Here is a 14,173-nt window from a genome sequence, read left to right as displayed (position 1 = left end):
ACATGGGTATCGCAATTTTTCTTTTGGTTGTCATCGTCTTGGTGATGCTGGGCATCATGATTCGTAACAACATCATACGCCACCACAACGCCACCATCCGCGCTTGGGCAGATGTGACCAGTTTTGAACGACAGAAGTTAAAAACGCTTGAAGAACTTGCGCCAGTGGTCGAACAATATGCAGGTATGGAAAAAGGCACTTTAGAAAAAGTGACTGAACTGCGCCAAAATATTATGAACCTAAACATCAACAATGCCGATGTCAGCCAATTACAACGTGTTGAAGCCTTGAGCAAAGAATTGATGCGCAGCTTAAATGTGGTGGTCGAAAATTACCCTGAACTCAAAGCCGACCAACTGTATTTAAAAATGATGCATGAAATTGATGAGCAGAACGAAAATGTCGGTGCTGCGATTACTATTTATAACCGCAATGTCGAGTTATTTAATAACTATATTCAGGTCTTTCCTAACAACATGATTAACACTGCAACCACAGCGAAAAAACCTGTGCGCGCCTTTCGGGACAACAGTGCAGCACAAAGTTTTGATTATCGTCCAAACTTTTAAGCCATTTAATTCTAAGCCGCTCCTTTGAAATTATTTATAAAAACAGCAAGCACGAAGCTTGCTGTTTTTTCAGATTTCGACTAAACACAAGACTGTGTCAGATACTGCACCTGATTACGTCCTTTGTTTTTTGCCAAATACAACAATTCATCGGCTGAATGCAGAAAATCGACCACATTGTGATACTGCTGATTTTGGTGATAGCTATTTACACCAATACTCACAGTAACTTGGGTCGTCTCCCCTGTCTTGGTATGTGGAATTTCCAGCGCATATACTGCCTGTCTAAAGTTTTCAGCAAGTTGTACAGCATCTGCCAATGGTGTTTCAGGCAACAGCACCACAAACTCTTCGCCACCAAAGCGAGCCACAAAGTCAGATGCACGAGCAAAGTGTTGTTTAAGCAACTGCGCCACACTAATCAAACAATGATCACCCTGTAAATGTCCATAATTGTCGTTATAAGGCTTGAAATGGTCGATGTCGATAAACAAGAGAGACAATGCATGTTGATGACGCACAGCACGTTTAAATTCGTTTTCTATACGCTCACTGAGCGCCTTTCGATTGGCAACCAAGGTCAGCGGGTCTTGTAAGCTCAAAGCCAGATTTTTGCGACTCAACGCTTCGAGTTCCAACTCCATTTGTTTACGCGCAGAAATATCAAACATAAACCCAATAATCGCCACAGTTTCGTTATTTTCACGAATCACATGCACCACATCACGAATCCAGACATAATCTCCTGTAGCGGTTAAGGCACGATAATCCGCTTCGTGGTCTGTGCCTTGATCGGACAGACTCACACACATATTCACGGTCTTGTCCCGATCTTCAGGATGCATCCGATCAATCCAATCTTGTGCAGTTTTCCAGCTGTCTTGCGTCCAACCCAGTAAAGACTCAATTTGTGGGCCAATATAGCTAAAAGCTTTGGTTTTCCAGTTAATCTGCCACAGAATTGCATTCGTGGTTTCCAAAAGTGTTTTATAGAATTGGTCTTCTTTTAGTGCACTGTTTAATTCACTCATAGCCCACCTCTATGAATTGATTTTAATTACAATTTAACAACTTAAGTGAGCTTTGACTACAATTTGTTTTGTCTTATTGACATTTTTCTCAGCTTTGACACAATCATGAGGTTGAGCAAAATATAAACAACAATTGCTCAAAACATAAATCCCAAAATAAAAAGTAAGCCGATAAAATGTTAGAACATATTCAGAACCTGAAAAACCCCTCATTCAAGAGTTTTTCCAACTCTATGAGCAATATGAACAAGACCAAATTTATGCCTGTGTACTGGTCTTTAATGAATATCTTGGGGTCGATTATTTAGCTGTTTCAAGCCAACGCAGCCTGTTTAATGAACAGGAAGATGAAGCACAATATTTATCTGAAGTAAATAAATGGAATATAGAAAAATGGCGTTATCGCACTCAAGCCAACAATTCTAGCGGTCTGCATCAATTTAAAAATATTTTTGCAGATTATTTTAAACAGCGACATATCTATGGCAATCCTCTGCTGAATTCCAATGACACGCTGCAATACAACCATCTTGAACTTTTACTGGATATATTTCAGCAGGCTAAACAATCTTTATCGGGCGCTTATGGCTTAGATTTAAGCCAAATTCTGTTTTTTATTCATGTGCCCAAACAGGTCGATGTAGAAATCCACTCAGCGCAATTTCTAAACACTCCAAGTGCTTTGCTCGATGAATTCCTGCACAACAAAGCGCCTCAAACCACGATGGAACAATCCACCGCACAACCCAAGCTCAAACTACAACAAGTGGATAAAGACTTGCTGATTGATCTGGCACAACTTTTAGAAGTGGAACCGTATGATTATTTGAGCATTGCACATGAAGCCTATTTGCTCACATTAGAACCGAGTTTTATTGACAGTAATTTATATATTCAGCGTTTAATTCAGCACGTTGCTGCAATGGACAATCATGAACAAGGTGAAATTGCCTTACATAAAGAAATTACCCAACGTATTCAGCAATTTTACGCCATGTAAGCACAATGGATTTGAACAAAATATTTACTCGCAATTTTTACCAAGGAAAACGTATCTCAACTGGCAATTCCGTGCAGAATCTAGGAAAATATTGCACTTTTAGCATGAACAATCAGCGAACTGTTTTTTCGCCTTGATTTGGAACATATATGAAGTTTGAGAAATTAGGTCAGTCGGGGCGCGCCCGTCGTGGTCGTTTAACACTTGCTCATGGTGTGGTAGAAACCCCTGTGTTTATGCCTGTGGGGACGTATGGCACAGTCAAAGGCATGCTGCCACGCGATATTGAAGAAATTCAGGCACAGGTTATTTTAGGCAATACCTTTCATTTATATTTGCGTCCAGGGCTAGAAGTGATTCAGCAACACGGCGGTCTACATGAATTCATCAAATGGGATAAGCCTATTTTGACTGACTCTGGTGGCTTTCAGGTGTTTAGCTTAGGCGCAATGCGTAAAATTAAAGAAGAAGGTGTGACCTTCCGTTCGCCTATTGATGGCTCAAAGGTTTTTCTTTCGCCTGAAATCTCGATGGAAATTCAAAAAACTTTGAACTCTGACATCGTGATGATTTTTGACGAATGTACGCCTTATCCTGCAACGCATGAAGAAGCACAAAAATCTTTGCAATTGTCTTTACGCTGGGCAAAACGCTGTAAAACACATCACCATGATGAACTACAAAACAGCAACGCGCTGTTCGGGATTATTCAAGGCGGTATGTACGAAGATTTACGTGTTGAATCTTTAAACGGCTTACTTGAAATTGGTTTTGATGGTTATGCCATTGGCGGTCTTTCGGTGGGTGAACCGAAAGAAGAAATGATCAAAGTACTGGATTATTTGCCAGCTAAAATGCCAGAAGATAAACCACGTTATTTGATGGGCGTCGGCAAGCCAGAAGATATTGTGGAAGCAATTCGTCGTGGCGTCGATATGTTCGACTGCGTGATGCCAACCCGTAATGCGCGCAATGGTCATTACTTTGTAACCGATGGCTTGGTGCGTATTCGTAACAGTAAGTATCGTCATGACCAAAGCCCGCTCGATCCGCATTGTGATTGCTATACTTGCAAGAACTTTACCCGCGCTTATTTGTTTCATTTAGAAAAATGTGGCGAAATGTTGGGGTCAATGTTGGGCACTATTCATAACTTACGTTATTACCAACGCTTTACCCAAGATATTCGCAATGCCTTAGATAACGGCACTTTCGATGAATTTGTACAGGACTTTTATGCCCGTCGTGGCCTAGAAGTACCGCCTTGTCCTGAAGATTAGTCTTTTCAGTATTTGCGCTGAGTAAAAAGACAAGGTAAATTGCAGAACAAACCCAATTTATTATCAGATCACTGATCGCCAGTTTTTAGTTTAGGAAAATGAAATGAGCCTTTTTATTTCGACCGCTCACGCAGCAGGTGAAGCTGCACAACAACCAAGCCTTGTGGCTAACCTTTTAATGATTGCAGTCTTCATTGCAATTTTCTACTTCCTGATTTGGCGTCCACAATCAAAGCGTGCCAAAGAGCATCGTACACTGATTGAAAGCTTGGGCGTAGGCAGTGAAGTGGTATTCGCAGGTGGTCTTATGGGTAAAATCACGAAAATTGAAGGTGATTTTGCAGTGGTAGAGCTGAACCGTGGTGTAGAAGTAAAAGTACAACGCGCGAGTGTCATTTCAGTTCTTCCTGAAGGCACATTAAACAACCTCTAATCAAAAAGAGTCGTGCTCACGCACGACTTTTTCATTTTAAGAAGAAAATAAATGCGTTACCCAGCATGGAAATATCTGCTCATCCTCGTTGTTCTTGTGGTGAGTACATTATATGCCCTGCCTAGCTTGTATCCAGATGAACCTGCTGTTCAAATTTCAGGTGCCAAAGCTGGTACCCAAATTGATCAAAGCATCATACAAAAAGCAGAGCAAATTTTACAATCAGAAAATATTGCCAGTCATGACAACAGCTTTACCAACAATGCTGCATTGTTGCGTTTAGACACCTCAGAAGCCCAACTCAAAGCCAAAGAAGCTTTACGTCGCGGTTTAGGTGATGACTATGTCGTGGCACTGAACCTTGCGCCAACCACACCAGAATGGCTACAAAAAATTGGTGCAAAACCAATGAAACTCGGTCTGGACTTACGTGGTGGTGTGCACTTCTTATTAGAAGTGGATATGGACAAGGCCATCAGCCAGCGTATGGAAACTTCAGCCACCGATTTACGCCGTCAATTGCGTGACAACAAGCTGAAATTTAATAGCCTTTCGCTGAATAACAACACCATCACCCTACAGTTTGCCAATAATGCAGACCGTGATGCAGTGATGGATTTCTTGCGTCGTAACGGCAATGAATACACACAGCAAGCTGTAGCCACCACAGAAGGCTCTAGCTTACGTCTGAACTATACCGATGTCCGTAAACAGGAAATTCAGTCGTATGCGGTCAATCAGAACTTAACTACTTTACGTAACCGTATTAACGAGTTAGGTGTGGCTGAAGCTTTGGTACAAACTCAAGGTAGCAACCGTATTGTAGTGGAATTGCCAGGCGTACAAGATACTGCTGAAGCGAAGCGTGTACTCGGTCGTACTGCGAACCTCGAATTCCGTTTGGTGTCTGACTTAAATGATCAATATATTGATCCGTACACAGGTCAGACTACAGGTACAGTACCACCTGGCACAGAAGCGTTTGCCTTTGAATCTTTGGACAGTGGTCGCCAATTATTATTGAACCGCAGCCGTATTTTAACGGGTGAGCGTGTTCAAAATGCGTCGAGTGGTTTTAGCCAAGATACAGGCGGTGCAGAAGTTAACATTACCCTTGATGCTGCGGGCGGTAAACTCATGGCAGATGCGACACGTAACGCTGTGGGTAAACGTATGGCGGTATTGTTTATTGAAAACAAACAACGTATTAGCTATGTGACCGATGAAACTGGCACACAAACTGAAGTACGCACCCCATATACCGAATCTGTCGTCATTAATGCTGCAACCATTCAGGCGGTATTGGGTTCGCAGTTCCGTATTACAGGTCTAGATTCCCCACAAGAAGCCTCTGAATTGGCCTTAATGCTTCGTGCAGGTGCCTTGGCAGCGCCAATGTACTTTGTCGAAGAACGTGTGATTGGTCCAAGCTTGGGTCAAGAAAACATTGATAAAGGCGTATTGTCGACTCAGATTGGCTTCATTTTGGTTGCAATCTGGATGGTGGTGTTCTTCCGTCTATTTGGTCTGATTGCCAACTTCGCTTTAGTGTTTAACTTAGCCATGATTTTAACCGTCATGTCTTGGATTGGTGCATCACTCACCTTGCCGGGTATTGCGGGTATCGTAATTACCATTGGTATGGCGGTGGATGCCAACGTCTTGATTTGTGAGCGAATACGAGAAGAAATTAAGTGGGGGGCCTCGCCCAAACAAGCCATTGTGGCGGGTTATGACCGAGCGTATAACACTATTTTCGACTCGAACTTAACCACATTCTTGGTGGCATTCATTCTGTTTGCGATTGGTACAGGTCCAATCAAAGGCTTTGCTGTGACGCTCATGATTGGTATTGTCTGCTCGATGTTTACTGCAATTACAGTGACCCGTGCAATTGTACAAATCATCTACGGCAAAAAACGTAACTTGAAAAAGTTGAGCATTTAAGGAGATCACTGATGACTGAGAATACTCAACTGCCTTCAAAAAAATATGGCCGCCCTGATGATGAGCGCGTGATTCCGTTTATGAAGATTGCTTTGCCTGCGGCATTGCTTTCTATTCTATTAACGGTCGCCAGTATCTTCTTCATTGCCACCAAAGGTTTAAACTTAGGTTTGGACTTTACTGGGGGTATTGCTGCAGAACTCAACTATAGCAATCCAGTAAAAGCCACCGATGTTTCTAACGCATTGGTCAAAGCAGGCTTTAACGACCCTGTGGTACAAACGCTTGGTTCAGACCGCGACCTAATGGTACGTATGCCTGTGCAAGAAGATGTTGAAGCAGAAGACTTAACCAAAGCAATTACTGCTGCGGTACAACTACCAAATAACACGGCAACTGTGCCAAAGGTAGATGTGGTTGGTGGTCAAGTCGGTAATGAGCTGTACGTACGTTCTGCGGGCGCTGTAGCTTTAGCGCTGTTATTGATGTTGGTATACGTCACCATTCGCTTTGAATTCAAACTGGCAATGGGTGCGGTACTGTCATTGTTCCACGATATTGTGGTGACACTGGGTATTTTTGCCATGATGCAATGGCCATTTGACCTGACTGTATTGGCAGCGTTATTGGCGATTATTGGCTTCTCACTCAACGATAACATTGTTGTATCTGACCGTATTCGTGAAAACTTCCGTAAAATCCGTGGTGCAACACCACTTGAAGTGGTAAACATTGGGCTGACAGAAACTTTACGTCGTACCATTCACACCTCTATGACCCTATTATTGGTTGTAGTCGCGATGATGCTCATGGGTGGTGATGGTCTGAAATGGTTCTCGATTGCGATGTTTGTGGGTGTCTTTGTCGGAACATATTCATCTATTTACATTGGTACAGCCTTTGCCTTATGGCGCGGTTTGAACCGTCAGGACTTCATTGTTCAAGTCAAACCTGAATTTGAAGGTGAAGAGCAAGAAATTCCTTAATGCATTTCTGCTGACACCAACATTCAAGCCTATCTTCGGATAGGCTTTTTTGTGCCTTAGCATTGCGATATTTACGCTGACGTTGCGATGTTAATGCTGAATAATATGAATCTGTGGAAACTGAAAGCCTACGCAAGATGGCGCTGCTCGCCATGCTACGGTCAACATACAATCTGATAAACGAAAGTTTTGATAGGCAAAATGCCCAATCTGTGGATGATGACAAATGCCGCCCTGTGCATTGGGATGCATACGAGTATCCAACTCATTCAGGCTTAAACGAATCCCTAAACCTGATGCTTTCAGCACTGCTTCTTTAGTTGTCCAGACACGAAACCAATAATCAGCGTCGTGTTCCAAATCTTGCCAGTATTGGAGTTCATTGGGATGAAACGCATGTTGTGCCAAGGCATCGAAACGCACCTTACGGTCTAAGTCCTCGACATCTACGCCAACATCGAGCAATTCAAAACTGCTTACCAAAGCATAATGCTGACGGCTATGACTATGGTTAAACTGCAATTGAGGGAATGCTGTCAAAAATGGCTTGCCATGTGGGTTACGCTCAATATCGCTGTTTTGAATATCGTGTTCTAAGTATCCAGAAAGCAATTGATTCCGATGCCGATAAATAGCCTGTTTTTGCTGTTGAATCTGTTCACTGCGTACAGCACTTGGATCGGGACTAAAAATCTGCTGAATGCGGCTAACATTCACACAAATTTTTTTAGGTGTTTTATTCATCCGCCCTTCTCCATTTTGGCTGAAATACGATAGAAAAAAAACCAGCAAACATGCTGGTTTTTTAAAGCGTGCTCGCTTAGCTGCCTTGCACCAAACGACGTGCGCTGATAATCCCTGGTTGCTGCTCTAAACGTGCCAACAAACGAGAAAGTTGCGCCAAGCCTTTAACCTCAATTAACAATTTCATATTGGCGATACCATCACTTTCAGAAATAGTATTCACCTGACGAATGTTAATTTGATCGGCAAAAATCACTTGGGTTAAGTCTTTGAGCAAACCACGGCGGTCATAGGCTTCCACCACAATTTGCACGCTTTGACCACGGGTTGGCTGCATTTCCCAATCGGCTTCTACCGCACGTTCAGGTTCGTTGCCAATCATACGCACATAGTCCGAACACGCCACTTTGTGAATACTCACACCACGGTTCAGGGTAATATACCCCGCAATCGCTTCACCATGCACAGGCTGACAGCATTGTGCGATATGCAGTTCAACGTTATCCAAACCATCAATCAAAATGCCATGTGCCGATAAGGTATGGCTGGCACGTGGGTTCAAGGTTGGCTTCAACACCAGTTCAGGTTCATCCTGATCTAAGTGCATGTGACGATTGACCTGATTAATTAAGGCATGCAGGCTAATATCACCATTCACCAAACCAATCAGAATGTCTTCACCTGTTTTGACGTTAAAGTGATTGCAATAATCATTTAAATCAATACTTTTTGGATGAATCGCCAAACGTGACAATTCTTTATTGAGCACTTCACGCCCAACTTCCAGATTTTTACTGCGGTCTTGCTGTCTAAACCAATGACGCAGCTTATCGCGCGCACGTGCTGTCTTAATATAACCTAAAGAATTCACCAACCAATCACGGTTCGGTTCACGGTCTTTTTTGGTCAAAATCTCGACCTGCTCGCCTGTTTTTAAAGTATAGGTGAGCGGCACATAGCGCTGATTGACCCGTGCGGCATAGCATTTATTGCCGACTTCGGTATGCACATGATAAGCAAAGTCCAGCACCGTTGAGCCACGTGGCAATTCTTTAATATCACCATCACGGCTGAACACATAAATTTTCTCAAAATCTTCAAACTCTTGGATTTGTTCAAAGTTTTCAGAATCATCATCTTCTTTATGTGCGCTGGCATCGTTACGTTCCTGATAATGCTCCAAAACAGAACGCAAAGAATGTAAACGATGATTAAACGAATGGTCTGTGGCTTTAGAACCTTCTTTATAATTAAAGTGTGAACATACCCCAAGCTCGGCTTCTTCGTGCATATCTAGGGTACGAATTTGCACTTCAAGCGACTTGTTTTCTGCAATTACGGCAGTATGCAATGAGCGATAACCATTGGCTTTTGGATTGGTAATGTAATCATCAAACTGGTGCGGAATATGCCGCCACAATTGATGTACGATGCCCAAAGAGTGGTAACACTCTGGAATGGTTTTCACCAAAACACGTACAGCACGAATGTCATAGAGCTGATCGAAGCTGAGGTTTTTACTCTTCATTTTTCGATAAATCGAATAAATGTGTTTCACCCGCCCGCTAATTTCGGCATGAATACCATTATTGCCCAGCTCTGTACGCAATTGCTCAATTACGTTTTGAATGTAGTTTTCACGCTCCAAACGCTTTTCATTCAGTAACGTCGCAATTTCTTTATAACGGTCTGGCGCCAAATAACGGAAGGCTAAATCTTCGAGTTCCCATTTCAGTTGGGCAATGCCTAAACGGTGTGCCAATGGCGAGTAAATGGTTAAAATTTCTCGCGCCACACGCTCCTGACGTTCTTTGGAAGCGGTTGCCAACTCACGTAATGAATAGGTACGTTCTGCCAGTTTAATTAGCACCACGCGCACATCTTCCGTCATGGAAATCAGCATTTTATAAATGCCTGTTAAATGTTCACGCTGGTTATTATTAAAATGGTCTTCTAAACGCTTATTTTTCTCAATCAGTTCAGACAACTTACCCATCGACAAGGTGCCTTTGATCAAGCCATAAACTGCTTCACCAAATTCTTCACGCACTTCATCTAACTGCATGACATTTTCACGCACGCTACGATAGAGCATGGCTGCAGACAAAGTGTCTTCATCGACATGCAAGTGCGCTAAAATATTCGCCATCTCAATACCTGTATATAAGGTATGCGATGGATGACTGACGTCTGTTTCCAGCTCTTTTTTCAGGGTGTAATTGGCAACGCGTTCTAATTGTTCAAGTGCCGCCCCATCGTAAATCCCGCGTACTCGGTCTAGCCATTCTGCTAAATCCTGTCGGGCTTGCTCGGCATGTTCTACAGTCGTTTCCTCAGACAGTTCATTTAAACGTCCAGGAAGTTGTTCACGTACTGTGACCATACCCTTCTCCTACCTCTATGTACTTCATATTATAAATCGTTTATTTGCTTTTCTTTCTCAAACAAGGCAATGGATTCGACATGCCCCGTATGCGGAAACATATCCATCACGCCTGCTTTTTTCAATTGATAGCCCTGCTTGACCAATACACCTGCATCCCTTGCGAGTGTGGCTGGATTACAAGACACATAAACGATTCTATCTGCGCCAAATTTGGGCACATAATACATCACTTCCTCTGCGCCTGAACGCGGAGGGTCAATTAATAATGCCTCAAATCCTTGATTTGCCCAAGAATGATGCGAAAAATCTTTTGTTAAATCTTGTGAATAAAACTTAACATTGTCTAAATCATTACGTTGTGCATTCTCTGCACCACGCTGCACCATTTGCTCTGAACCCTCTACAGCAACCACCTTTCCTGTTGCACCTACACAACGTGCAAGCGGCAATGAAAAGTTGCCTAATCCACAAAACAGATCAAGCACCCGATCACCTGATTTTAAGTTAAGCAAATCACATGCCAGCTTAACCATTTGTGGATTAATTGTAGAATTGACTTGGGTAAAGTCTTGGGGATGAAAGCCAAAACTCACATCAAAATCATCTAAACGATAATGCAAACGCATTGCTGCATGCGGATCATCAACCCGATGCAAACTGTCTGGACCTTCAGGCTGCAAATACAATTGCCAGTGTTTCTGTAACGCAAACTGCTGTAACTGGTTGATATCGGCTGCAGATAGTTGTTCTGTATGCCGCACCACCAAAGCAATCTCTTGATCTCCCATCGCCAATTCTATATGACCAATATGGGCCTTGCCTGTTAGACTTTGGAGTAGCTGCTTGATTCGTGTTAACGAACCAAATGCCTGATCCAACACCATACAGCGGTCAATTGAGGTCAGTTTATTGCTATTGCGCTCACGAAAACCGACCACCAATTTGTCTTGACTGGCAATATAACGCACCCCAACACGGGCTTTGCGGCGATAATCTTCACGCTGTGAACGCAAAGGCGCTAACCATTCTTCAGGCTGAATTTGCGCAAAATGTTGCAGATGCGACTGCAACACCTGTTGTTTGAGATGAATCTGCTCATCCAACTGAATATGCTGCATGCTACAACCACCGCAACTCTGATAATGTGGACATTGTGGCGTAACCCGTAATGTCGAAGGCTCACCCAGCACTTCTAGACACTCGGCTTCTTCTAAGCGTTTGTTACTATGCGTAATTTTGGCGCGTACTGTTTCACCAGGCAATGCGCCCTCTATAAAAACTGTTTTCCCCTGCTTCTCGGCTGGATGACCCGACTGAGCTGTGTAGTGTGCAATCCCGCGCCCTTCATGTGACAACGATTCCACCTGAAAGCAATATTCAGCCTGCTGCGTGGTACGGTTTTTACTGCGATGTTTCATATCAGTCTAAATATCGGAAGATGGGGAAGATTGAAAAGGCATCACGGATTCATTTGAAGGCGTGGTGACACTTTGTTCAGGAAAATCTGTACGGGTAAATTCAGTTTGCTGCGAACTGTGCTGCCACACGCTTAAAAAGTCTGCATGCTGCGGCTGAGTATGCAAATATTGAATGGTATGCTGTACCCATAAAGTATGCTCTTCAAGCAGCAATTGCCCTTTGAGCAGCAGCCAACGCAAATAAATCAACCAAGTATTTAAGACATCGCCTTCACAATAACGCGTCAGCCTTGACCATTCGCCGCTTTGCATAAATGCAGGAACATGATAGCCCGCATCTACACGTTTACCCGGAAAACCTAGCAAATACGCAATGTCATCCAACTTTTGAAAATGACGACCATTAAACATTGCCATCACATCCATTAAATCGACATGACGCTGATGGTAACGGTTTTGATAATTGTTATAGCGCTTTTGCTGATCAATCTCGCCCTGATCAAATAAACTTGGTGCAGACAGCCCGTGATACATGGCGCGGAATAAAATCACTGGCAAGTCAAACTGCGAACCGTTCCAACTGACCAAAGTCGGATGACGCTTATCAAAAATAGACAAAAACTTTTTCAGCATTGTCGCTTCGCTGTCATGTTCACGGCTAAAGGAAAACAGCTTCATGCCGTGTTCATCAATCCACAAGCCTGAAATACACACAATTTCATGCAAAGGCAAACGCTGAAAATCGGTTCCTGCCTCTTGGCGACGCAACTTCATTAATGCTTGTTCAAGCTCTGCTTCGGGTAAATCGAGTTGATATAAATGCGCGCCTGACTTCAAATCGGTAACGGTTTCTATATCGAAAATCAGCACAGGTAAACGCATAAAATCTTACTCAATGGATGATAGAAAAATGAATATCACAATTCAGTATCTTGAACAGAGAACAAACCTGTCGATAAATAACGATCACCACGGTCACAAACAATACAAACAATCACTGCATCTGGATTTTCTTCGGCAATTTTTAAAGCTGCCCATACCGCACCGCCCGATGATGTGCCTGCGCTGATGCCTTCTTTTTGCGCCAGTTTACGCATGGTTTTTTCCGCTTCAATTTGCGGAATATCAATAATACGATCAACACGACTACGGTCAAAAATGGTTGGTAAATATGCTTCAGGCCAACGGCGAATCCCTGCAATACTTGAACCATCTGAAGGTTGTAAACCAATAATTTGAATCTCTGGATTTTGTTCTTTTAAGTATTTAGACACCCCCATAATGGTGCCTGTTGTGCCCATAGAGCTGACAAAGTGGGTAATTTTACCGCCCGTTTGCTGCCAAATTTCAGGCCCTGTGGTCAGGTAATGTGCTTCAACATTATCTGGGTTACCAAATTGGTTCAGCACCAAGCCTTTGCCTTCGCGTTGCATTTGCAAAGCCAAATCGCGCGCGCCTTCCATGCCTTGTGCTTTAGTCACTTCAATCAATTCTGCACCATAGGCACGCATGGCATCTTTACGTTCTTGGCTCATATTGTCAGGCATGATCAGCTGCATTTTATAGCCACGCATAGCTGCAACCATCGCCAAAGCAATGCCGGTATTGCCACTGGTTGCCTCAATTAAAGTATCGCCCGGTTGAATTTCACCGCGTTTTTCTGCCTGCATAATCATGTTGTAGGCAGGACGATCTTTAACAGAACCCGCAGGGTTATTGCCTTCCAGTTTTGCCAAAACCGTTGCCTGCGTATGACTTGCCAAACGCTGCAAACGCACCAATGGGGTTTTGCCCACATAATGATCTAACAAAAATTCATCACTTTGGAAATCTGATTGGGTATCAAGCATGGTCTGCACCAATATCAAGGTGGGCTTATTGTATGAAAATTTGCACCTTCCTGCACGTTTTTCACAGGCTTTTTATCAAAACAGCAATACTCTGCCGACAATTTATGCATCACTCACTGCCTACACAATTCTAGGCAAGATGAACACAATTTCAGATTGTCTTTTGCGGGATGGATGCAAAAAAATGCACACCGATTGATTGCGAGATGCAGCTGAACCACTCGCACCAAACAGATGAAAACACAGTCAGGAGAATTGACATCCTCCCCCCCTTAAAAGAGGGTGATTCCTACAGCTAGACGCTTATGCCCAAGCGCAAGAATGTTTAGAGCTGAGTTTATATCTCGATCATGAACTGTACCACAGCTCATGTACTCCCATTCTCTTATTCCAAGATCTGTCCTACCTTTGGGACTACTTGAGGTGATCTCACCGCAGCACGAACAGATTTGGGTGGTATAGGCTTCTTGGACTTCTTCAAACAATACGCCTGCGTTCTCGCATTTATACTTGAGCATTGTTTTTAGTG

General features: G+C 43.2%; 13 protein-coding genes. 6 read left to right on the top strand and 7 right to left on the bottom strand.

The features are described 5' to 3' along the window. The first annotated feature begins 2 nt into the window (after positions 1–2). Positions 3–569, top strand: a complete 567-nt coding sequence (locus FTT74_RS05240) for a LemA family protein (protein ID WP_104852521.1) — start codon at positions 3–5, stop codon at positions 567–569. 80 nt (positions 570–649) lie between these two features. On the opposite strand, the gene FTT74_RS05235 is transcribed toward FTT74_RS05240, so the two are convergent. Then, on the bottom strand, positions 650–1,600 hold the full coding sequence (locus tag FTT74_RS05235) for a sensor domain-containing diguanylate cyclase (protein ID WP_179988695.1): 951 nt from the start codon (positions 1,598–1,600) through the stop codon (positions 650–652). 622 nt (positions 1,601–2,222) lie between these two features. Here FTT74_RS05235 and FTT74_RS13990 point away from each other — a divergent pair. The 5 genes from FTT74_RS13990 to secF all read left to right on the top strand — a co-directional run bounded on the left by FTT74_RS13990 (position 2,223) and on the right by secF (position 7,246). Continuing rightward, positions 2,223–2,600, top strand: coding sequence for a hypothetical protein (locus tag FTT74_RS13990; protein ID WP_306669350.1), 378 nt, complete (start codon positions 2,223–2,225; stop codon positions 2,598–2,600). Positions 2,601–2,749: 149 nt separating this feature from the next. Beyond that, the gene (gene tgt / locus FTT74_RS05225) at positions 2,750–3,880 is read left to right on the top strand and encodes a tRNA guanosine(34) transglycosylase Tgt (RefSeq protein WP_004974942.1); all 1,131 of its coding nucleotides are present in this window, start codon (positions 2,750–2,752) and stop codon (positions 3,878–3,880) included. Between the two features lie 103 nt (positions 3,881–3,983). Then, a complete protein-coding gene (gene yajC, locus FTT74_RS05220) occupies positions 3,984–4,313 on the top strand; it encodes a preprotein translocase subunit YajC (protein WP_004974939.1) in 330 nt (109 codons plus the stop codon). Positions 4,314–4,364: 51 nt separating this feature from the next. Continuing rightward, positions 4,365–6,260, top strand: a complete 1,896-nt coding sequence (secD, locus tag FTT74_RS05215) for a protein translocase subunit SecD (protein WP_104852524.1) — start codon at positions 4,365–4,367, stop codon at positions 6,258–6,260. A gap of 8 nt (positions 6,261–6,268) precedes the next feature. Then, the gene (gene secF, locus FTT74_RS05210; protein WP_171458235.1) at positions 6,269–7,246 is read left to right on the top strand and encodes a protein translocase subunit SecF; all 978 of its coding nucleotides are present in this window, start codon (positions 6,269–6,271) and stop codon (positions 7,244–7,246) included. Between the two features lie 90 nt (positions 7,247–7,336). On the opposite strand, the gene FTT74_RS05200 is transcribed toward secF, so the two are convergent. From FTT74_RS05200 to FTT74_RS05175, 6 genes are all read right to left on the bottom strand, one after another. After that, positions 7,337–7,990, bottom strand: coding sequence for a 4'-phosphopantetheinyl transferase superfamily protein (locus FTT74_RS05200; RefSeq protein WP_096902676.1), 654 nt, complete (start codon positions 7,988–7,990; stop codon positions 7,337–7,339). A 76-nt stretch (positions 7,991–8,066) separates the two neighbouring features. Then, a complete protein-coding gene (locus FTT74_RS05195) occupies positions 8,067–10,373 on the bottom strand; it encodes a bifunctional (p)ppGpp synthetase/guanosine-3',5'-bis(diphosphate) 3'-pyrophosphohydrolase (protein ID WP_004974935.1) in 2,307 nt (768 codons plus the stop codon). 29 nt (positions 10,374–10,402) lie between these two features. Continuing rightward, entirely contained in the window at positions 10,403–11,794 is a 1,392-nt protein-coding gene (gene rlmD, locus FTT74_RS05190) for a 23S rRNA (uracil(1939)-C(5))-methyltransferase RlmD (protein WP_131261992.1), read from the bottom strand. 6 nt (positions 11,795–11,800) lie between these two features. Next, complete coding sequence (locus FTT74_RS05185) at positions 11,801–12,676, bottom strand: 3'-5' exonuclease (RefSeq protein WP_004974933.1); 876 nt, start codon at positions 12,674–12,676, stop codon at positions 11,801–11,803. A 35-nt stretch (positions 12,677–12,711) separates the two neighbouring features. Next, complete coding sequence (gene cysM / locus FTT74_RS05180) at positions 12,712–13,644, bottom strand: cysteine synthase CysM (RefSeq protein WP_179988696.1); 933 nt, start codon at positions 13,642–13,644, stop codon at positions 12,712–12,714. Between the two features lie 272 nt (positions 13,645–13,916). Then, positions 13,917–14,173 (bottom strand): zinc ribbon domain-containing protein (locus tag FTT74_RS05175; RefSeq protein ID WP_180043925.1); only part of this gene is annotated, 257 nt, incomplete at its 5' end.

The organism is Acinetobacter sp. YH01007, assembly GCF_013420425.1.
In the GTDB taxonomy this organism is placed as follows: Bacteria; Pseudomonadota; Gammaproteobacteria; order Pseudomonadales; family Moraxellaceae; genus Acinetobacter; species Acinetobacter towneri.
Note: the sequence above shows the minus strand (reverse complement) of the source record. Positions and strands in the feature narration are given on the sequence as shown.